This window comes from Rhodanobacter sp. FW021-MT20 (genome assembly GCF_041107475.1).
Classification (GTDB): domain Bacteria; phylum Pseudomonadota; class Gammaproteobacteria; order Xanthomonadales; family Rhodanobacteraceae; genus Rhodanobacter_A; species Rhodanobacter_A glycinis.
The window spans coordinates 58,680-79,805 of sequence record NZ_JBGBPX010000015.1 but is presented as its reverse complement, the minus strand read 5'-3'; the positions used below and the strand labels follow the sequence as shown (position 1 = coordinate 79,805).

At 63.8% G+C, this 21,126-nt stretch carries 20 protein-coding genes and 2 pseudogenes; 16 read left to right on the top strand and 6 right to left on the bottom strand.

What is annotated here, in order from left to right:
• Positions 1-24: 24 nt before the first annotated feature.
• On the bottom strand, positions 25-993 hold the full coding sequence (locus AB7849_RS15030; RefSeq protein ID WP_008211463.1) for a chromate resistance protein ChrB domain-containing protein: 969 nt from the start codon (positions 991-993) through the stop codon (positions 25-27).
• 69 nt (positions 994-1,062) lie between these two features.
• On the opposite strand from AB7849_RS15030, the gene AB7849_RS15025 reads away from it, so the two are divergent.
• The 7 genes from AB7849_RS15025 (at position 1,063) to AB7849_RS14995 (ending at position 6,415) form a co-directional block, all read left to right on the top strand.
• Positions 1,063-1,338: a chromate resistance protein ChrB domain-containing protein gene (locus AB7849_RS15025; protein ID WP_369501238.1), complete on the top strand. Its 276-nt coding sequence runs from the start codon at positions 1,063-1,065 to the stop codon at positions 1,336-1,338.
• On the top strand, positions 1,335-2,531 hold the full coding sequence (gene chrA / locus AB7849_RS15020; RefSeq protein WP_008211465.1) for a chromate efflux transporter: 1,197 nt from the start codon (positions 1,335-1,337) through the stop codon (positions 2,529-2,531). The genes AB7849_RS15025 and chrA overlap by 4 nt, the downstream gene beginning before the upstream one ends.
• A 136-nt stretch (positions 2,532-2,667) precedes the next feature.
• Complete coding sequence (locus AB7849_RS15015) at positions 2,668-3,087, top strand: cupredoxin domain-containing protein (protein WP_008211467.1); 420 nt, start codon at positions 2,668-2,670, stop codon at positions 3,085-3,087.
• Complete coding sequence (locus AB7849_RS15010) at positions 3,084-4,106, top strand: YncE family protein (RefSeq protein WP_369501237.1); 1,023 nt, start codon at positions 3,084-3,086, stop codon at positions 4,104-4,106. The genes AB7849_RS15015 and AB7849_RS15010 overlap by 4 nt, the downstream gene beginning before the upstream one ends.
• A gap of 147 nt (positions 4,107-4,253) precedes the next feature.
• Positions 4,254-4,697 carry a chromate resistance protein ChrB domain-containing protein gene (locus tag AB7849_RS15005; protein ID WP_369501236.1) on the top strand — a complete coding sequence of 148 codons (444 nt, stop codon included), beginning with the start codon at positions 4,254-4,256 and terminating at the stop codon, positions 4,695-4,697.
• Positions 4,698-4,706: 9 nt separating this feature from the next.
• The gene (locus tag AB7849_RS15000) at positions 4,707-5,912 is read left to right on the top strand and encodes an MFS transporter (RefSeq protein WP_037099809.1); all 1,206 of its coding nucleotides are present in this window, start codon (positions 4,707-4,709) and stop codon (positions 5,910-5,912) included.
• A 17-nt stretch (positions 5,913-5,929) separates the two neighbouring features.
• Positions 5,930-6,415: a hypothetical protein gene (locus tag AB7849_RS14995; protein ID WP_369501235.1), complete on the top strand. Its 486-nt coding sequence runs from the start codon at positions 5,930-5,932 to the stop codon at positions 6,413-6,415.
• Between the two features lie 126 nt (positions 6,416-6,541).
• Here the strand turns inward: AB7849_RS14995 and AB7849_RS14990 are convergent, their stop codons facing one another.
• Together AB7849_RS14990 and AB7849_RS14985 are read right to left on the bottom strand one after the other, a co-directional pair.
• Positions 6,542-7,621 (bottom strand): carbohydrate porin, encoded by a 1,080-nt coding sequence (locus AB7849_RS14990; protein WP_369501234.1) that lies wholly within the window; start codon positions 7,619-7,621, stop codon positions 6,542-6,544.
• A gap of 376 nt (positions 7,622-7,997) precedes the next feature.
• Positions 7,998-8,153 (bottom strand): hypothetical protein, encoded by a 156-nt coding sequence (locus AB7849_RS14985; protein WP_157618148.1) that lies wholly within the window; start codon positions 8,151-8,153, stop codon positions 7,998-8,000.
• Between the two features lie 221 nt (positions 8,154-8,374).
• Between AB7849_RS14985 and AB7849_RS14980 the strand changes: the two are divergent.
• The 6 genes and pseudogenes from AB7849_RS14980 to AB7849_RS14955 all read left to right on the top strand — a co-directional run.
• Positions 8,375-8,545: pseudogene (locus tag AB7849_RS14980) on the top strand (chromate resistance protein ChrB domain-containing protein); the annotation flags it as partial.
• Positions 8,546-8,585: 40 nt separating this feature from the next.
• A complete protein-coding gene (locus AB7849_RS14975; protein WP_008213743.1) occupies positions 8,586-9,641 on the top strand; it encodes a YncE family protein in 1,056 nt (351 codons plus the stop codon).
• Between the two features lie 197 nt (positions 9,642-9,838).
• Positions 9,839-9,940: pseudogene (locus AB7849_RS14970) on the top strand (Tn3 family transposase); the annotation flags it as partial.
• Between the two features lie 61 nt (positions 9,941-10,001).
• Complete coding sequence (locus AB7849_RS14965) at positions 10,002-13,043, top strand: Tn3 family transposase (protein WP_369501232.1); 3,042 nt, start codon at positions 10,002-10,004, stop codon at positions 13,041-13,043.
• Positions 13,044-13,237: 194 nt separating this feature from the next.
• The gene (locus AB7849_RS14960) at positions 13,238-13,819 is read left to right on the top strand and encodes a GNAT family N-acetyltransferase (RefSeq protein WP_008217336.1); all 582 of its coding nucleotides are present in this window, start codon (positions 13,238-13,240) and stop codon (positions 13,817-13,819) included.
• Between the two features lie 30 nt (positions 13,820-13,849).
• Complete coding sequence (locus AB7849_RS14955) at positions 13,850-14,731, top strand: universal stress protein (protein WP_008217334.1); 882 nt, start codon at positions 13,850-13,852, stop codon at positions 14,729-14,731.
• Positions 14,732-14,912: 181 nt separating this feature from the next.
• Here the strand turns inward: AB7849_RS14955 and AB7849_RS14950 are convergent, their stop codons facing one another.
• The gene (locus AB7849_RS14950; protein WP_237711971.1) at positions 14,913-16,271 is read right to left on the bottom strand and encodes an ATP-binding protein; all 1,359 of its coding nucleotides are present in this window, start codon (positions 16,269-16,271) and stop codon (positions 14,913-14,915) included.
• Complete coding sequence (locus AB7849_RS14945; protein ID WP_369501231.1) at positions 16,271-16,993, bottom strand: winged helix-turn-helix domain-containing protein; 723 nt, start codon at positions 16,991-16,993, stop codon at positions 16,271-16,273. The genes AB7849_RS14950 and AB7849_RS14945 overlap by 1 nt, the downstream gene beginning before the upstream one ends.
• A 226-nt stretch (positions 16,994-17,219) precedes the next feature.
• Here AB7849_RS14945 and AB7849_RS14940 point away from each other — a divergent pair, with 226 nt between their 5' ends.
• The 3 genes from AB7849_RS14940 to ubiM all read left to right on the top strand — a co-directional run bounded on the left by AB7849_RS14940 (position 17,220) and on the right by ubiM (position 19,673).
• A complete protein-coding gene (locus AB7849_RS14940; RefSeq protein ID WP_037102763.1) occupies positions 17,220-17,870 on the top strand; it encodes a glutathione S-transferase family protein in 651 nt (216 codons plus the stop codon).
• A gap of 171 nt (positions 17,871-18,041) precedes the next feature.
• Positions 18,042-18,353, top strand: a complete 312-nt coding sequence (locus AB7849_RS14935) for a hypothetical protein (protein WP_008217327.1) — start codon at positions 18,042-18,044, stop codon at positions 18,351-18,353.
• 102 nt (positions 18,354-18,455) lie between these two features.
• Entirely contained in the window at positions 18,456-19,673 is a 1,218-nt protein-coding gene (ubiM, locus tag AB7849_RS14930; RefSeq protein WP_008217325.1) for a 5-demethoxyubiquinol-8 5-hydroxylase UbiM, read from the top strand.
• Between the two features lie 5 nt (positions 19,674-19,678).
• Here ubiM and cysK read toward each other — a convergent pair whose 3' ends face one another.
• On the bottom strand, positions 19,679-20,620 hold the full coding sequence (gene cysK / locus AB7849_RS14925) for a cysteine synthase A (RefSeq protein WP_008217323.1): 942 nt from the start codon (positions 20,618-20,620) through the stop codon (positions 19,679-19,681).
• Positions 20,621-21,126: the final 506 nt, after the last annotated feature.

Genomic DNA, 21,126 nt, shown 5'->3' with positions numbered 1-21,126 from the left:
GATACTCCGATTCAGGGAATGGAACTATTTCCGCGCCTGCTTGGGCGCGGGATCGGGGTCTTGCGCGTAGGCGGCATACAAGCTGTCGAGCACCGGCGCGATGGTTTTCAGCAGTGCGTCGTCGTCCGGCTGGGTGGCCCGGGCCCCGGCCATGATCGCGGCGAACCCCGCCGCCTCCGGCACCGACACGCCGCCCACGTCGAGGTAATGCACCAGCGCGCCCAGGCGCGCCAGACCGCGGTCGTCACCCAGCCCGAAACTGGCCAGCAACACCTCGAAGGTCACCCGTGCGCCACGATGGGTGAACGCCGCGCCATCGAAGTCGAAACCCACCGCGTCCTTCGGGCAACTCCTGGCGGTCTTGATCCAGACGAATTTCGCCTTCCGGTCGATGAACCGGCGGATCAGCCATGCCGACGCTACCCGATCGATCCACAGCTGCTCGCGCGTCGCCCACAGGCGCCCCCGGTATTGCGTCGGATCGCAGCGCGGCACGGCGCCGCGCCGGGCGTGCGGCTCATCGGGCGAGTAGCGTGCATTCAGCGCACTCTCCGCATCGGCCAGCGCATGCTCCACCTGCTGCCGCGATGGCCCGGGAAAGAAGTCGATCGCCACCAACGCGGCGAGGTCGCGGCGGAGCATGGCGAGCTCCCGCCGGGCTTGAACCTCATCCAGCGTGGCCAGCCGCCCCTGCAGCGCATCGAGTTGGCCGAACAACGCACGGTACTCGTCGCTGCGATCGAACAGCGCCACCAGCGCCTGCTGCTGGGCTTCGTCTCGACTGGCAAAGAAAATGATGTGGGCGTCACCCTCGGCCGCGATGACCTCGGCGGCCTGCTCGTCGAGCACGGCGCGGGAGGTATCGGTCTGCGGCAGGACATACACGCCATCCCGCAACGCACCGGCCCCGGCGGCCTTGAGCGCGCGCCAGACCCGCATGCGGGCGGTTTGGGTCTGGCCGGGCAAGCTGCTCACCAGCATGAGCCATGACATGGAAGAATTCATGTAGCATATAATACGCATACGTTACGTTCACTACAAATATAATCTCATCCTTTGGAAATGACGGCCATGCAACGGATCACGCGGGAACGCCCGAAGATTGACGGCATCGCTTGCCCTTGGCCGATTGGCCGGTTCTTGGACACCACACCGCAATTCCGGTTTGTGGCGGCGGATCAAGACTGGCCGTCGCGCGAGCGACCGTTGCTATTCCCTATGGCATCCTGGCCGGTGCGCGCGCAGCCCCACGACGACGTCGAGTTGGTGGCCGCGATCGGCAGACGCTCGATTATCTGTACGCCGCCCGCGCGACGGTCGCGGAGCGGTAGACCATGAACCCCACGCCGCCTGACGATAATGTTTCGCCGGTTCTGCCCACGCGCCTGGATCTGGCATGGTATTTCCTGCGCCTGGGCGCGGGCGGCTTCGGCGGCCCGGTGGCGCTGGCCAACACCATGCACCGTGATCTGGTCGAGAAGCGGGCCTGGCTGAGCGAGCACGAATACGCTGACGGTCTGGCGCTGGCCACCGCCTGCCCCGGCCCGCTGGCCTATCAGCTGGGGGTGTATTGCGGTTATGTGCGCGGGGGGCTGTCGGGTGCGCTGCTGGTGGCGATCGCCTTCGCGCTGGCCCCGTTTCTGATCGTCGTTGCGATCGCTGCGCTGTATGGGCGTTTCCAGCATGCCTGGCAGCTGCGCGCCGTGTTCTACGGCGTGGCGCCGGTGATCGTGGCGCTAATCCTCAAGGCGTGCTGGAACCTCGGCCGCAAGACCCTCAAGCGCAGTGCGCCGTCGTGGCTGTTCGCGACGATCGCCGCGACGGTGACACTGATCTTCCGCGCCGAGTTGATCAGCTTGTTCCTCGGTGCCGGCTTGATCGGATGCTGGCTGTTCGCGCCGCCTGCAGCGGCCGCACCACCGCCGCCAGTGGCGTCCGCGGGGCCGCGCCTCAACGGCATCGGCGCGCTGGCGATCGGCGGCGTGTTCGCCGGTGCGGCGACGACAGCCGGCTTGTTCGTCTTTTTCTTCAAGACCGGGCTGATGGTGTTCGGTAGCGGGCTGGTGATCGCACCCTTCCTCAAGGCCTACGTGGTCGATCAATACCACTGGCTCAGCAATCAGCAGTTTCTCGATGCCGTCGCCATCGGCATGGTCACGCCGGGGCCGGTGGTGATCACGGCCACCTTCGTCGGCTATCTGGTCCGCGGACTCCCCGGCGCCATCGCGGCCACCGTCGGCATTTTCGCGCCAGCGCTACTGTTCACCGCGCTGGCGGTGCCCCTGCTCAAGCGGGTGCGCGGCAGCCGGCGCGTGCAAGGCTTCCTGCACGGCATCACCACCGCGGTCGTCGGCGCCCTGTTCGGCACCGGCCTGCTGATCGCCGATTCCGCCATCGTCGATGCGGCGACCGCGATCCTGGCGACAGCCGCATTTGCCGCACTGCTGTGGCGGCCGCGCTGGCCGGAGCCGCTGCTGGTCGGCCTCGGACTACTCGCCGGGCTGGTGCTCTACGGGCGGCATTTCGGCTGACATGGCGCAGCCGCGGATCGAAGAGTTTTCGAATATCGAACAGGAATTTGTGCGTTACAGAGCAAGCAAGAGGCAGCGGCCGCATCGTGTGGCTGCTGTTACGTTGATCCAACGTGTCATCTTTAGGAGTAAAACCATGCGCAAGCTTAGTTTCATCGCCGCCGGTATCGTCTTTACCGCAGGGTTGCTCGGGGCCGCACCGGCTTTTTCGGCCACCACCCGCACCTTCAACATGCAGACGGTCGCCTGGGCGTCCAAAGACAATCCCGCACAAAAGCGGGTCGTCGCCAAATTTGGTGAGGTCTATGGTTTCACGCCCGGCACAATCGTCGTCAATCAAGGTGACCATGTCGTGCTCCATATCCGCAACCTCGAAGGCGGCGGCGATGATGGGCACACCCTCACCATCCCCGGTTACGGCATCAACCAGTCGCTGCCGCCCCTTTCCACGGAAACGGTCTCTTTCACCGCCGACAAGGCTGGCGTATTCCCGTTTCACTGCGAGTTCCACAAGCCGTGGATGAGCGGTGAGTTGGTGGTGCTGCCGACCAAATGAAAAACACCGCCGTTCAATTCGTTGCGCGGCGGCTCGGCGTGCTGGCGCTTGCGTTCGCCTTGAATGCAGGCGTCGCCACCGCAGGTACGCCCGCCGTGCCGCTAAAGATGGTGCACCCGGACGTTCCACTGGCCGGCAAGCCCGACCGTTTCGACTACGCGACGATCGACCCGCAGCGGCGACTGCTGTTCATCGCACATCTCGGGTCGGGCATCGTCACCGCAGTCGATCTGCGCAGCGAGCGCGTGGTCGCGAACGTGGCGAACGTCCCCGGCGTGCATGGGGTGCTGGCGGTGCCGGCACTGGGCGAGGTGTTTGCGACGGCGACCGACCGCAACCGGCTCGACGTCATCTCCGAGCGAACATTCCGCGTCGTCGCCCATGCGCCCGCTGGCGTTTACCCCGACGGCATGACCTATGCGCCGGACGTGCATGAGCTGTTCATCTCCGACGAGGCGGGCCAGACCGAGACGGTCGTCGACACGCGCAGCAACCGGCGGGTTGCGACCATCGCCATGGGTGGCGAGGTCGGCAACTCCCGCTACGACCCTGTCAGTCAGCGGGTGTTCGTCGATGTGCAGACGCGTGACGAGATCGTGGCGATCGATCCGCGCAACAACGCCATCGTGCAGCGTTATCGTCTCCCAGCGACCTGCGACGACGACCACGGTCTGCTGCTCGACCCACCGGCGCGTCTCGCGTTTGTTGCCTGCGACGGCAATGCCAGGCTGCTGCTCGTTGACATGAACGACATGCGCGTTGTGTCCATGCACCAGACCGGGCGCGACCCCGACGTGCTCGCCTTTGACCCCGGCTTGCAAAGGCTCTATGTCGCCAGTGAAAGCGGTGTGGTTGCGGTATTCCGCCTCGAGGGCAGGCAGCTGCGTCCGCTCGGTCGCAGTTATCTCGCCTATGAAGCGCACTCCGTCGCCGTCGATCCGCTCACTCACCGCGTCTATTTTCCGTTGCAGAATGTGGGCGGTCGCGGCGTACTGCGCATCATGGCGCCGACGCCCTAGGTTGTTCCAGGCCAAAGTCGCCGATGCGCCGCGACTTTGGCCTGATGCGGCAAGGCTTACGTCGAGAAGGCGTCTGCGCAGCATGAGCGGCTTGCTGACCAGCGCCATCACCGGCTTCGTTCAAAGCCCGATTTTGAGGAAATCACCATGCAATGGATCACCCGCGAGCATCCCAAGATCGACCGCATCGCCTGTCCCTGGCTGGTGACGCGTTTCATCGATCCAAGCCCCGAGTTTCTCTACGTGCCGGCAGACGAAGTGCTGGCCGTGGCGCAGCCCAGCGGCGCGACTCCCTTCGATGCGCCGGGCGTGGAACTGGGGCATCACAGCGAACTGTGCGGTTTCGATGCCTTCCTCGCCAAGTACGCACTGACGCAAGCAGCGCAGCACACGATGGCGCGCATCGTGTGCACGGCAGATTGCGGTCGTCCCGAGGACGCACCCGAGGCCGCCCGGCTGCTGGCCATCTCGCGCGGCCTGTCGCTCAACTGCAGCAACGACCATTTCATGCTCGGTCCCGGCATGGTGCTGTACGACGCGCTGGACGCATGGTGCGACGGCCACGCGTTCGCTCCACATTTGCCACGCTGAGTGCTGTCGATGCGACTGCTACCCGATGGCACCGCGCCGCAAGCCCGCTTGCTGCTGTTTGGACGCGCGTTGCGCGCCCTGGTGGACGGCTATGTCGCGGTGCTGCTGCCCGCGTATCTGCTGGCGCTTGGCCTGCCAACCTGGCAAGTCGGCCTGCTCAGCACCGCGGCGCTGCTGGGCTCGGCGTTGGCCACGCTGGCGGTCGGCGCCTGGGGTCACCGCGTCGATTCCCGCCGCTTGCTGCTCACCGCAGCGCTGCTGATGGCGGCTACCGGGCTGGCTTTCGCTGGGTTGTCGGCATTCTGGCCGCTGTTGCTGGTGGCCTTCGTCGGTACCCTCAACCCCAGCTCGGGCGACGTCAGCGTGTTCCTGCCGCTGGAGCATGCGCGCCTGGCACATGCCGCGCAGGGCGAAGCGCGCACTGCGCTGTTCGCCCGCTACAGCGTGGCCGGTGCCTTGGCCGCCGCCATCGGTGCACTGGCTGCGGGCCTGCCCGACTGGCTTGCGGCGCATGCCGGCATCGATATGCTGCTGGCGCTGCGCGGCATGTTCGTGCTGTATGCGGTGGCCGGTTTTGGTGTGTGGCTGCTCGACCTGCGCTTACCCCATGCGCATCAAACCGCGCAGCCGCCACCCGCGCCGCTCGGCCCTTCGCGCCGCCAGGTGGTCAAGCTTGCCGCGCTGTTTTCCATCGACGCCTTCGCCGGTGGTCTGGTCGTGAACGCCCTGCTGGCACTCTGGCTGTTCCAGCGCTTTGACTTGTCACCGGGCGCGGTGGGCCTGTTCTTTTCCGGCGCCGGGCTGCTGGCAGCGGCCTCGCTGCTGGCCGCACCGCATGTGGCGCGGCGCATCGGCCTGCTCAACACCATGGTGTTCACGCATATTCCGTCTAGCGTTTTCCTGATGCTGGCGGCGCTCGCCCCAAGCGCATCGCTGGCGCTGGGACTTCTGCTGGCGCGTGCCGCGCTATCGCAAATGGACGTGCCCACGCGCAGCGCCTATGTCATGGCGCTGGTGACGCCGCCGGAGCGCACGGCGGCCGCCAGCTTCACCGCCGTGCCGCGCAGCTTGGCCGCTGCACTCGGCCCGACCCTGGCAGGTGCCATACTCGGCGCGGGCTGGCTGGCCCTGCCGTTGTTGGCTTGCGGGGCGCTGAAAATCGGCTACGACCTGGCGCTGTTGGCGACGTTTCGCCGCGTTCGCTTGCCACAGTGACTGAAGCGTCCAGCACGATGAGTGCGGGACAGTCTCAGAAAACGAGAAAAATCGAGGGTCACGTCTCACATCTCATGCCTTTGTGCGCGAAAACAAAACCGCAGCTTGCGGCCACGCGCAGCAGCTCGACTGCATGTTGCTGCAACGCCGGCTCGCTGGTGACCAAACGTGGGCGATCATCCAAAGTGCAGGTCGGTGCACGCAGCAGCAGCGCAGCATGCGCCGCACGCAGTGCCGCGGCCTGCTCTGGCGCCAGCGCGCCTATCAGTGCTGCGGTCGAGGTGCTCGCCTTCGACCCCGGCTTGCAAAGGCTCTATGTCGCCAGCGAAAGTGGTGTGGTCGCGGTGTTCCGTCTCGAGGATTGGCAGCTGCGTCTGCTCGGCCGCAGTGATCTCGCCTACCGCACTTCGTCGCCGTCGATCCGCTCATCGCACCGCGTCTATTTCACGTTGCAGAATGTGGACGGTCGTAGCGTCCTGCGCATCATGGCGCCGACGCCGTAGTCACTGAGCGCTGATGCGGCCGCAACGCATGCGGTCGGATCTCGACCTGGAGGAGCGAGGGAATTCCACCGGCTCCGGGGAGGCAGTGGATCGGAGGTAGCTCAGCCGTCGACTACCAGAGGTCTCTCAAAAGCTGCCATCGATCCGCAGGCCGATCTCCAGCGCGTGCGTTGCCTGCGGCGCCAGCGCCGGATGCACGATATATTGCAGATCTGGCTGCAGCGCGAGGTGGGGATTGAGGCGATAGCGCCAAGTCAGCTCATAGGCGGTTTCGGCGCGCGCGCTGCCGCGGTGGCGCGCGCGGAACGCCGGGCTCAGCGCCGCACGCGCGATGCCGACGCTCACCCGTCCGTGCATGGGCGAGATCCAGCGCAACCCAGCGCCGACATAGCGGCCCACGGCGCTGTGCCATGGCTGCGTCTGGCCCCATTGCAGAAATCCAACCAGGTGTCCACGCGTGCCCAATGCCAGCAGACGCGCATCGGCCAGCGCGTAAATGCCGTGATGCGCCTGCGTGGCTGTATATGCGCGCTGCAGCGTCCAGCCGCCCACTGCGAGCTTGTAGCGGTCGTGGCGCTGCAGGCCCAACTCCAGCGCGCGAAGACTGCCATCGCCGCGTCGCGGCAGATTCCAGCCCTGCGGCAGCCCCGGGTCACGGGGCACACCGCTCCACAGGCCCGTCAGCACGTAGAGCGCACCCGGATGCCATCGCGCGCTGATGCCAAGTGCGGTCTGCGGCCAGATCGGCATGCCCGCCTGCGAGCCGGTGGGCATCTGCCCGAACGAGGAGTTCAGCAGATCTCCGCCGTCCGGCACCAGGCCAAAGCTCTCATCGTAACCCTGCCAGCCCAGGCGCAGCGCCCAGTGCCGGCGCGCATTGCCCAACTGCCAGAAGGCGCGATACACGCGCCACGTGTGATGCGCGGAAAGGTTGTCCAGTACCTGCACATCGCCAGCATCGCTCGAAGGATTGCTGCCAAGGATGCGGATCAGATCGACATGCCAGCGGCTGTCAATCCCAGCCTGCAAGCGTTGATGCTGAGTCAGGCGCAGCTCAATCAGTGCGGGTGCCTTCCAGCCGTGCGCGCGACCGCCGCTGGCGGTGTCCATCATGTCGAACACCCACAGCAGACGCGCGCGCCAAGGATGCGGCGGCGTGGACACCTGCAGCGGGATCGGTGCACGCGCGTTGTCCGCGAGCTGCATGCTCGTAGTCGCATGCGCAGCATGCACACCAGTCAATATAAGGCCTGCGGCAAGTCTCAGGATCAAACATGGCATGGCGGTGATCTGCCTGGTGCAACCGCCAAAACTCAGCCTGCTGATTTTTGCCCATACCCCGGGGGCTTGCGCGAGTCTGAGGCGCCGCGGCGCGGCAACATTGGTCGTCCCTGGTGTCAAGTATGTACGCTCCGGCGAGAGTCTGGTGCAGCGCCTGCGCTTGTACGAAGAGGTTCTCGACATCACTGCCGCGAGCTTCCGTCGGGACGCCATCCCAGACATGCCATGGCAAAAGCAGTTCGCTCAGGGTTGCTTGACGGCGGCTGGGCATCCAACGCGGAGCGGAAGCCCTGCGCAAGATTCACAGCGCTGCCCTTGCCCCAAACGCGGCCCACGTGGCCAGCCCCATCGCGTCACCGATCTTCATGCCGCGCATGCGGCCCTCACGCCCGATCGTCATCATGACCTTTGCGGTGCCTTCGGCCGCGATGACCTCAGCCGTCTGCTCATCAAACACGGAGCAGGCAGGACCGGTCTGGGCAAAACGTATATGCCATCCCGCAGCGCGCCAGCCCCGCTGCCTTGAGCGCGCCACAGCCACATGCGGGCGGCTTGAGTCTGGCCAAGCAAGCTGCTTACCAGCATCAGCCCTGATGTAGATAAGTTCATGTAGCTTACAATATGCTGATGTTATATTCGCTACAAGAACTGAAATCTCATTCTTGAGAGGAAGTGGTCATGCAATGGATCATGCGGGAACGCCCGAAGATTGATCGCATCGCTTGCCCTTGGCTGGTTACCCGGTTCATCGACAGCACACCGGAATTCCTGTTTGTGGCTGCGGATCAAGTACTGGTCATTGCGCGAACGACCGGCGCAATCCCGTATGACATTCCGGGCGCCGTACTTTCCCACGAAGACGGTTTCAAATTCGACCTATGGAGTGTCTATGAACACGTTGATCTTGCTGCGTCGCCTTGTCTGCATGATGGTGCTGCTGGGCGTGACCTCGGCCTGCGCCGCGGCGCCCGATACCACCCAGCCGCTGCCGCTGACCCGGATCACCGACGTGCCGCTCGGCGGCGGTACCACGCGGATGGACTACGCAAGCCTCGACCCGGGGCGGCACTTGCTGTTCATCGCGCACCTGGGCGACAGCGCGGTGATCGTGTTCGACACGCAGGCACGGAAGGTGGTGGCGCGGATCGCCGGCATCAGCCACGTGCATGGCGTGCTGGTGGTTCCGGCGCTCGACCGCGTCTACGCCACCGCCACCGGCACCGACCAACTGGTCGCCATCGACGAGAACACGCTGAAGGTGGTAGCGCGCGCGCCGGCCGGGGTCTATCCGGACGGCATGGCGTATGCGCCCGAGGTGCACAAACTTTATGTTTCGGACGAAGCGGGCGGTACCGACACCGTGATCGACGTGCGCACGAACACGCGTGTAGCGACCATTCCGCTCGGTGGCCAAGTCGGCAACAGCCAGTACGACCCCGTGTCCGGGCACATCTTCGCCAACGTGCAGACGCGCCGGCAGCTGGTCGAGATCGATCCGGCGGCCGATCAGGTGATCGCCCGTATCGATCTGCCCGGCGCCGAGGGCAACCACGGTCTGCTGATCATGCCTGCGCAGCGGCTGGCTTTCATCGCTTGCGAGGACAACGCCAGGCTGCTGGTGTTGAACCTCGCCAGCCACCGCGTGGTCGCCACGTTCGCGGTGGGCGACGATCCCGACGTGCTGGCCATCGACCCCCAGCTTGGCTGGGTGTACGTCGCGGGCGAAGCAGGCATGGTTTCCGTTTTCAAAACACAGGACGGTATGGTGACCAAGATCGGCGAAGGCATGCTCGGTCCGAATGCGCATGTAGTGGCTGTCGATCCCATGTCGCACCTAGCCTATTTCCCGCTCAAGAATCTGCGCGGGAAAACAGCACTACGCATCATGGATGCTCGGCTCAGTACCGCCGCCACTTCGACGTCAATGCTGACATCGCCGAAGTAGCGGTAACCAAACGCCCGCTCGCCGCCGCACGTTTCAAACCGAAATCCGAGCACGCCGCGTGCGCGCCATGCCGGTCCAATCTTGCTGAGATTCGACACTGATTTGGTTCAGTGATGGCCTACTCGAATCGACTTTCTGAGGAAGGAAACCCCCGATGCCTGTCAGCTATGTCACCGAGGAACAGCGCGACAGCTATCGTCCATGCCGCTGCCAACCCGAAGTACTTCGGTCGGGAGCGCGGCGTGACCTGGTACAACCTGATCTCGGATCAGTTCAGCGGTCTCAACGACATCACCGTAATCGTGTGATTGCGGGTATTTCCGATAGCATGCTCGTCGTCGATGATGGGATCCACCACGAGTGAATCGCCGAACGTCTGAGCAAAATAAGCGGCTGGTCATCTTGTCGGACGCCGAGCAGGAGGCCCTGTACGGCCTGCCGGAATTCGACGATGCGCAGCGGCTGGAATACCTGGCCTTGACCGAACCCGAACTCGCGCTCGCCAGCAGCCGGACCGGCATGCATGCGAAGGCTTATTGCGCCTTACAGATCGGCTACTTCAAGGCCAAGCACGCCTTCTTCCGTTTCGACTGGGGCGAGGTCGAAGATGATTGCGCCTTCGTGCTCAGCCGCTACTTTCATAGCAAGCGATTCAAGAGCGAATCTATCACCAAGCATGAGCACTACGCTCAGCGCGCGCAGATCGCCAAGCTGTTTGGCTACCAGCCATGGGCAGGGAACTTCTTGCCGCCGCTTGCGCAGCAGGCCGCACAAATCGTCCAGCGTGACGTGACACCCAGCTTCGTCGCCGCCGAGCTGATCATCTGGCTCAACGAACACAAGATCATCCGGCCCGGCTACGGCACCTTGCAAGAGCTGGTCAGCGAAGCCCTGTCCACTGAACGCCTGCGTTTGGGCCGGCTATTGGCGGAAGTTCTGGACGAATCGGCCAAGGCTGCACTGGCCCAGCTCTTGGTGCGCGACGACACCTTGTCTCAACTGGCGGCGCTCAAGCAGGACGCCAAGGATTTCGGCTGGCGTCAGATGATCCGCGAGCGCGAAAAGCGCGCCACGCTGGAGCCGTTGCACAGGGTCGCCAAGGCACTGCTGCCCACGCTGGGCATCTCGCAGCAGAACTTTCTCTATTACGCCAGTTTGGCAAACTTCTACACTGTCCACGACTTGCGCAGCCTCAAGCCGGATCAGACCCATCTCTACCTGCTGTGCTACGCATGGCTGCGCTACAGGCAGCTCACTGACAATCTTGTCGACGCCATGGCCTACCACATGAAACGCCTGGAAGACGAGAGCCGCGCCGGTGCCAAGCAATCGTTCGTCGCCGAGCAGCTTCAGCGGCAACAGGAGACACCGCGCGTCGGACGACTACTGTTGCTCTACGTCGACGATACCTTGGTCGACACGACGCCGTTCGGTAACGTGCGGAAACAGGCCTACAAGATCCTGCCGAAGGATTCGCTTCAGCTCATCGGTCAACGCATGAGCGTCAAACCTGCGAACAGGCTGACGCTGCATTGGAAGGTGGTGGACAGTCTGGCTGAACGCATGCGTCGTCACTTGCGACCGCTGTACATCGCACTCGACTTTGCCAGCACTGACCCGAGCAACCCATGGCTTGCGGCGCTGACTTGGGCCAGGGACGTGTTCGCCAAGCAGCAACGTCTGTCGCAACGGCCGGTTGCCGAATGTCCGGCAGCCACGCTTCCGGAACGGCTTCGCCCATACCTGCTCACCTTCGATGACGATGGCCAACCGAACGGCTTGCACGCCGACCGCTACGAATTCTGGTTGTACCGCCAGATCAGAAAACGTTTCCAGTCGGGTGAGATCTACATCGATGACAGCCTGCAACACCGCCATTTCTCCGACGAACTGGTTTCATTGAGCGAGAAGCCAGATGCACTCGCGCAGATGGATATCCCTTTCCTGCGGCAGCCGATCGATGATCAGCTCGCGGCCCAGGCGACCGAGTTGCGTACGCAATGGCTGGCGTTCAATCGCGAGCTGAAACAGGGCAAGCTGAAGCATCTGGAATACGACAAGAGCACGCAGACGCTGATCTGGCGCAAGCCCAAGAGTGAAACCCCGAAAGTGAGCGAACAGTCGTTCTACGAGCAGCTGCCGTACTGCGATGTCGCCGACGTGTTCCGTTTCGTCGAGGGCCAGTGCCAGTTCCTGTCGGCGCTCACGCCGCTGCAACCCCGCTACGCGAAGAAGACTGCGGATGCTGACAGCCTGATGGCCGTCATCATCGCCCAGGCCATGAACCATGGCAATCAGGTCATGGCGCGCACCAGCGACATCCCGTACCACGTCCTGGAAAGCACCTACCAGCAGTACCTACGACAGGCGACGCTGCACGCAGCCAATGACCTCATTAGCAACGCCATCGCCGCGTTGCCGATCTTCCCGCATTACTCGTTTGACCTCGATACGCTGTACGGCGCCGTCGATGGCCAGAAGTTCGGCGTCGAGCGGCCCACCGTGAAAGCCCGGTACTCGCGCAAATACTTCGGGCGCGGCAAAGGCGTCGTCGCCTATACGCTGTTGTGCAACCACGCCCCGCTCAATGGCTATCTCATTGGTGCGCACGACTATGAAGCGCACCACGTGTTCGACATCTGGTATCGCAACACGTCGGACATCATGCCGACGGCGATTACTGGCGACATGCACAGCGTCAACAAGGCCAACTTCGCCATCCTGCGCTGGTTTGGGTTGCGCTTCGAGCCGCGCTTCACCGACCTCGATGACCAGTTGAACAATCTGTATTGCGCCGACGATCCTGCGCTGTACGAAAAGTGCCTGATCCGACCAGTCGGACAAATTGATCGACAACTCATCGTCAGCGAGAAGGCGAACATCGACCGGATCGTCGCCACGCTGGCCCTGAAGGAGATGACGCAAGGCACGTTGATCCGCAAGCTGTGCACCTACACCGAGTCGAACCCGACGCGGCGCGCGATCTTCGAGTTCGACAAGCTCATTCGCAGCATCTATACGCTGCGCTACCTACGTGACCCGAAACTCGAACGAAGCGTCCATCGCTCGCAGAATCGCATCGAGTCGTACCACCAGCTGCGCTCGACCATCGCCCAGGTTGGGGGCAAGAAGGAATTGACCGGGCACACTGATATCGAAATCGAAATCAGCAACCAGTGCGCTCGGCTGATCGCCAACGCGATCATCTACTACAACTCGGCCATCCTCTCGCGGTTGCTGACGAAGTACGAGGAGAGCGGCAACATCAAGGCGCTGGCATTGATCACCCAGATGTCGCCGGCAGCTTGGCGGCACATCCTGCTCAACGGCCATTACACCTTCCAGAGCAACGGCAAGGTGATCGACTTGGATGCGCTCGTGGCCGGGGTGGAACTGGGCTGACGGAAATTCCGGTGGTTCCCCAGCTTGCATCAAGGACAGTGTCACCTGCTTCAACGTAACCGCTCCGTGTCCAGGATGTATGCAATTATTATTATAAACAGTATGTTACGATATTTTTCGGAAATTTTGAGGATTCCGGCTTAGACCCCCGACACGGGACAGGTACACAGCCATACAACCACCGGAGACATGACATGTCGTCCGTCAACCGATCATCGCAAAACGACCATGGCGTTCCTGCTGACGCTCCGTTCGGCGCATTGACTGGCACCCACTGGATTGAATCGCTCAACGACGGGTCAAGGGTATTGGTCCGCCCGCTTCGCCAGGAAGATCGCCAGCGCGAGAGGATCTTCATCGAGCGCCTGTCCCCACCATCGCGCCGGTTCCGTTTCATGGACACCTTCAAGCACGCGAGCCCGGAGCTGCTCGATCAGCTGATGGACGTGGACAACCTCAATCAGGTGGCCCTGGTCGCGCTGGCCCACGATGATGGCGAGCTGCGCGAAGTCGGTATCAGCCGGTATGGCGCGACCGGTGAAGACAGGCAATGCGAGTGTGCAGTGACGGTTGCCGATGACTGGCGCCAGCGCGGTCTGGGCGTCCTGCTGATGCGACACCTGATCGGCCAGGCACGCCAGAATGGCTTCCGCCAGATGATCTCGATCGATGCGATCGACAACGAGCCAATGAGCAAGCTGGCGAACTATCTCGGTTTTCGCAGCCACCATGACATGCGGGATCCCACCCAGGTCAGCCATGTCCTGGACTTGTGAACATCCGGTTCCGCAACCAGGATTCCCTTCATGCCCGCTGATCCTGTCCGAACAGTGTCGACCGGTACTCGTACCGACGTGCGGATGCACTCGACCCGGCCGAATGATGTCCTCGCCCTAGTCACGTCGACTGACCCATGGGGCCCTTCCGTTGACGCCGCGATCGCGCTCGCGGCACGCTGGGCCGCCAATCTGACCGGCTGCTACATCGATCCGTCATTGCGACACGCCGCCGAGCCGGACCGGGAAGCGCCGGGCTTGCCACAGCTTCATGACATGGACCATGCGGAGCATGCCGCCTTTGCCTCCCATGCCCATGACCTTGGCGTGCGTGATGCCCGCTGGACGGTGACCCGCAGGAATATCCCGCTGACGCTGCGGACACTGGGGGCATGGCATGACCTGGTCGTGGTAGAGCACGACATCGTCGCTGGGGACCAGTTGCTCGATATCCTTGGCGAGGCCATGCTGACCAGCCGCATGCCCTGCCTGCTACTGCCACCGGGCTGGAATGGCGGCCTGGTGCCTGACCGCGTGGCTATTGGCTGGAACGGCAGTATCGAAGCCGCCCGGGCCGTCCATTGCGCCCTGCCATTCCTGCAGGAAGCTGCCGAGGTCAGGATCATCGACGGGCAATCCACGTATGCATCCGATGACGACACGGCTCCCGTGACACCACGGCCGAACCTCCTCGATTACCTGCGACGGCACGGCGTCGACGCAAAGTCCCGGCACCTCGACATTTCACCGCAGGAGGCAGGTCCCGTCCTCCTGGAAGAGATACGGCACACGCACGCAGGGCTTTTGGTGATGGGGGCCTACAGTCACTCCTGCCTGCGCGAGCGCGTCCTCGGCGGCGCCACCAGACATGTATTGAAGCACGCGCATATACCCGTGTTGATACACCACTAAGTGTCTACCAGCAGGATATGGGCGAACTCGCGGCACGATTTCCACGCCGTTGGCCTGGTCGCCTACCGTCAGCTATGCCCGGACATGGCCGCGCGGCCGTTGGACGACGCGCAAACGCAAGAGTGGCCGGCACGACGCTCGAGGACCGAGGAATGCACATACGCATGCCCTTATCGGCCAGCTATCCCGCGTCACCTGGAGGCTGGATGGCTTGCGGCAAGGTCAGTCGCACCCGGACGCCCCCCAGTGAAGAGCGGTCAAACGTCAGCTGGCCACGATGCAAGGTGGCAATCGCCTGTACGATGGAAAGGCCGAGCCCGCTACCTTCATCCACGCTGCCGTTCGGCTGGTGAAAACGATCGCCGGGACAGGCCGGACCGGCGATCGGGAAGCCGGAGCCGCTGTCGTTCACCTCGAGCATGACCTTCTCGGTCGTACCACCTACGCGCACGTTCACCTGGCCGTGGTCCGGGGTAAGCCGCAAGGCATTGTCGAGCAGGTTCTGCACCAGGATGCCGAGCAGACCCTCGTCGCCGAGTACGAAGTCGTTGCCGTCGTGGTCCAGCGACAGCTCGATGGAGTGCACGGCAGCACGTTCGCTGATGTCGCGCAGGGCAGCTTTCGCCACGCCCACCAATCGGAATCGCCCTGTCTCGTCAAGCCCGGTCAGTTTCTCCACCCGCGCCAGCGTCAGCAATTGGGTTACCAGACGCTGCATGCGGTCGAGCGCGTCATGCGCGCGCGAGAGGTGACGCATCCGGGCCGGGGTGTCGTCGCCCAGACCAGCCAGATCCAGTTCCAGGCGCAGGATGGCCAGCGGGTGACGCAGTGCATGTGCAGCATCGGTGGTAAAGCGGCGTTCGTGTTCCAGGCTCGCCCTGAGCCGTTCGACCAGGCGGTCGACGGCCCGGGTGAACGGGGTCAACTCGACCGGTACCCGTTCGTCGGTGAGCACGGGAACCAGAGGCACGGTACTGGCAGACAGGATACCCGTCAGCCGGTGCAACGGTTTCAGGCCACCGCGCAAACCGGCAAACACGGCCGGTGGCACCAGCACCAGCAGGGCCAGCAGGATCGGTGCCAGCAACTCACGCACCAGTTCATTGCGCCGGTCCAGCGGGACCGCGACCTGGATCCAGTACCGGCGCTCGCCGTTCCAACCCTGGAAGACCCGCCAGCGCCGCTGGCCATACGTCACGGAATGGTAGTGCGCATCACCCGGTTCAAAAGCCAGTGCCGGCAGTGGACCATCATGGATCAGCAGTTGCCCACGGGCATCGCGCAGCACGATGGCCGGATGCTGTGCACTGGCATCCAAGCCGGCGGCCTGCTTTTGCGACAGGCCTGCAGCGCTGTTCCAGGCCGGCGCGTCCGGCATCACGGCAAAGATGCTGGCGGTGGTGCGCGCCAAATCCCGATCGAAGATCCCGTCGGCCTCATGCAGGCCACGCCAGCCAATCCAGCCGACAGCCATGCACCATGCCAGTACCGTGCCGACGACTAGCCGCGTGACTAGGCGCCGGTTCAACGAAGGACGCATCACACATCCTTCCGGCCGGGTGGACGAATGGCATAACCGATGCCACGCAAGGTACGAATCCAGCCCGGTCCCAGCTTGCGGCGCAAGCGGTGGATATGCACCTCCACGGTGGCGCCGGCCACTTCCCGGTTCCGGCTGTACAACGCTTCTTCCAGTTGCTCGCGTGAATGGGCCCGACCGGGATGGCGTACCAGGGTTTCCAGCAACGCGTATTCGAGTCCGGTCAGCACCAGCGCTTCACGGCGGAGCGTCGCACTGCGGGTGGCGGGCACGACCTCGAGGTCACCAAGGCGAATGGCCGGATCGGGTTGACCGTCCGCACGTTGCAGCAAGGCACGCAGGCACGCCGCCAGCTCATCCAGGTGGATGGGCTTGATCAGGCAGCCGGCAACACCGGTATCCAGCCCTGCCTCGTGACCGGGCTGCCCGTCACCTGCGGTCAGCAGCAATACCGGGGGAGCGGCCTGGCGTCGGCGCAGGCCGGCGACGACCGCGAGGCCGCTGCTGCGTGGCGGGTCCCGGTCAAGTATCGCGATGGTGTAGTCGCTATCGTTCAGGGCGGCAGCCGCCCGGGAACCATCGGTGATCCAGTCCACGGCATAGCCCAGCAGGCGCAGGCCGTCGGCCAGCGCCTGCCCCAGTGAATGATCGTCTTCGGCCAGCAGGATACGCATGGCGTCATTCTTGCGGCGCCAGTGGGCGTCCCCCTTGATCTGGCGCAAGCCATCACTTCTTTCCGGCAACTGCGACATCCTGCCCCGGCACATGCTGGCGGCCGTGGATCACTGTGAATGGGCATGGTGAGCTCAAGGCCTGTTTCAGGCGATCCACCCATGCATGGCCATGGGCTGACCTGGGTCAGCCATGCTGGTGTGGGGCACGCGGATAATGCGGGGTCGATGACTCATTCGCGCCATCCCCATCAACCTCACGACGAGGGACCAGACGATGCTGCTGCTCGACGCTCTCAGCCCTGCCCCGCGGATGTTGCGGATGTATCTGCTCGAAAAAGGCGTAACGATCCCGACACGGAACGTCGACGTATTCACGGGCGAGAACCGGCAGCATTCCTACCTGTCATGCAACCCGGCCGGACAGACACCGGCACTGCTCCTGGACAACGGTCGTTGCCTCGGGGAATCCATCGCGATCATGGAATACCTGGAAGAAGAACACCCCGATCCCCCGCTGATCGGCAGCACACCCTACGAGCGTGCCGAGACACGGCAGTGGCAACGACGGATCGAGCTCAACGTCACTGAAAACATCCACAACGCCTACCATTACGCCGAAGGATTGGCCCGCTTCGCCTCCCGCATTCCCGTGGCACCGGAAGCGGCCCCCGGACTCAAGCGCGTGGCGCAGGACCGGCTCGGCTGGCTGGACGGCATGCTCGAAGGCCATGAATTCGTCGTCGGCGACCGGTTCACCATCGCAGACATTGGACTGTACGTCTGGCTGGATTTCGCCGATTCCGTCGGCCAGCCGTTCGACCGCGCCTTGCCTCGCATCACACCCTGGTTCGAACGTATCAATGCACGCCCTTCAGCGGTGTCGAGCCTGCATCCTGACTGCAGGCCCGGCGCAGTGCGTGGCTGACGCCAACCGGCCCTGCCCCGTTCAGAACCCGGTGGCATCCTGTGACGCGGTGAATCGGCTGGTAATCCCGCTTCGCGCAATTCCCGGCGCCCATCGGTCGCACACGGCCCAAAACGAGGCGCCCTCCTCGAACGACGCCCGTATCCGTCGGCCAACCTGACCAGGATCAGGATGGCAGCCGTCGTGTTCATGGAACATGGGTTCCATCGACACCGACCGGTGCCCATGAAACGAGATGATCCGATGGAATTCCATATCACGCTTACCGATACATCCCCTCCCCTCGATGCCATCCGGGATGCATTGTTCGACATGGACCCGGCTGCCGTGGTCGATCTCGACATGAATGGCCTGGTGATGCGGATATCTTCCTCGGCGGAGGCAGTCGATCTGGTCGGGGTGCTGCGACAAACAGGCTGGACGGTGACGCCCGAACAAGTCGTGCAGCTGCCATCGATCTGCTGTGGCGGTTGCGGCGGATAGGCCTTTTCCGCTGTCAGCCGAACTTCCTGACCGACATCCCCGCGGACTGCGCGTGGCGGCCCGCATGTCCTCGAGCAATTCGCCTCCACGAGTACACTGAACATGTCATTCGATATCGTGATCATCGGCGCCGGTCCGGTCGGGCTGTGCTTTGCCCGTTCACTGGCCGGCAGCGGCTTGCGCATGGCGCTGGTCGAGCGGCAACCCGAGCCGGCACTGGCGGAGCCGGCCGATGACGGCCGCGAAATTGCCATTACCCGCCACTCGCAACGCCTGATGCAGGAATTGGGCTTGTGGGCACGGCTGCACGAGGATGAGATTGGCACCCTGCGCGATGCAATGGTGCTTGATGGCGACCACCGTGGCCGCCTGATATTTAGCCATGACGAGGCTGGAACGTCGCAGTTGGGCTGGCTGTTGCCCAACCATGCCATACGCCGGGCTGCGTATGCCGAAGTGATGGAACTTCCGGAGGTGGAGCGGATAACCGGTACCCGGGTGAAAACGTTGCGTACCGTCGGCGATGGCGTCGAAGTTGAGCTCGATACGAGCGAAATCCTGCACGCGCGCTTGGTAGTGGCGGCCGACAGCCGCTTTTCCGACACCCGGCGCGCGATGGGCATCGCCGCCGACATGCATGATTTCGGCAAGACCATGCTGGTGCTGCGCATGCGGCATGGGGTGTCGCACGGACAGGTCGCGTGGGAATGGTTCGGCCATGGTCAGACCCTGGCGTTGCTGCCGTTGCACGATCCGCACACGTCGTCGGTCGTACTGACCTTGCGGCCGCAGGCGATGCAAGCGTTGCTGGCGCTCGGCGACGCGGCGCTGGAGGCGGACATCGCCAGGCGTTTCCAGCACCGTTTGGGAGGGATGCAGGTGGCCGGTCCACGTTGTGCCTATCCGCTGGTCGGTGTGTACGCCCGGCGCTTTGTCGCCGAGCGCTTCGCGTTGATCGGCGATGCCGCGGTGGGGATGCATCCCGTCACCGCACACGGGCTCAATTTCGGCTTGCTCGGGCAATCGACGCTCGCGCGCGAATTGCTCGAAGCGGTGGCGGCCGGCCAGCCCATTTCAAGCCCCGCATGCCTGCGACGCTACGAACGCAAGCACCGGCTGGCTACCCGCCCCTTGTACCTGGCCACACAAATGCTCGCCGGCCTGTATACCGACGATCGCCCGCCGGCCCGGATCCTGCGCAAGCTGGCCTTGGGTGCCGGCGCACGACTGAAGCCGTTCAGGAAGGTCGTGCTCGCGGGCCTCGCCGCCGAACGGACGGATACGTCACCACTGTTCCGGCCAGGCCACGCAACCGGATGACGATGTCATTCGAGGTCGTCGGAGCCTTCGTCGACGCCCTCGAACAGGAAGGTCGACAGATAGCGCTCGCCGGTATCGGGAAGCACCGCCAGCAATACCGTGTCTGCGGGCGCGCCTTGGGCCACGACCAGCGTAGCCGCCAGCGTGGCACCCGCCGAGAGACCAACAAAGATGCCCTCTTTCTGCGCCAGCGCACGCGAGGTGTCGCGGGCCAACACGTCGTCGACCGTAACGATCCGGTCGACGACCTTGCGGTTGAGTACGCCCGGCACGAAGTCCGGCGCCCAGCCCTGGATCTTGTGCGAATGCCACTCCTGGCCGGCGAGCAGCGAGGCCTCGGCCGGCTCAGCGGCAACCACCCGTACGTCCTGGCGCGCCACCTTCAACACCTCGCCCACTCCGGTCAGCGTGCCGCCGGTGCCCCAGCCGCTCACGAAGTAGTCCAGCCGGCGGTCGGCAAAGTCGCACAGGATTTCCGGTGCAGTGGTATTGCGGTGGTAGGCCGGATTGGCCGTGTTCTCGAACTGGTCTGCAAGGAACCAGCCGTGCTTCTTCGCCAGTTCCGCCGCCTTCACGACCATGGCGGTACCACGACCGGCGGCCGGCGTCAGCACGACCTTGCCCCCATAGGCACGGATCAACTTGCGCCGCTCGACGGAGAAGGAGTCGGCCATCACCGCAACGAAAGGATAGCCACGCGCGGCGCACACTGCCGCCAGCGCCACGCCGGTATTGCCCGAGGTGGCTTCGACCACGGTCTGGCCTGGCTTCAGCGCACCACGCTGTTCGGCATCCAGGATGATCGCCAGCGCCAGCCGATCCTTGACCGAGCCGGCCGGATTGAACGCCTCCACCTTGACGTAGACGCTCACGTGCTTCGGCGCCAGGCGGTGCAATTTCACGATCGGTGTATTGCCGATGGTGTCGAGGATGCTTTCGTGGATCACAGGCGTTTCCTTGGGAATCCAGCGTCAGGTCTGCTCGAATACCGGGCCCTCGTGCCGTATACGTCAGGCCCGGCTCGATTGGTGCGTCGTGCGCGGGGCGTGGCATCGACCCGGTGGAAGGGACCGGCAAGCTAGAGCGGTACTGCCTTCATGGCAAATGACTTGTCTCTCACCGCTTATACCGGTGCGGCATGAGCGAATCCGTCTGCATGTGCGATTGCGAATGGGCGAATAGGTGCGCCGACAGCTCCGGCCGGGCAAATCCATCCCGTACGGGCAACCTTACCCGGGCCCTCACACGTCACACGCCCGGCCTTCGACCATCGTGGCCACGCCGTTTCTTCCCAAAGGCCACGATCTTGCTCCGCTCGAGGCAACGCGGGTCTTTTCGTGCCGTACCTGACTTGAATCAAGCGGTTCGCTTGAAAAGCTGTCCAAGATACGTCCTCCTGCGAACTTGGGAACCCATGATGTGCATGAATCGGATATCCCGGCTGAAAGCGGTG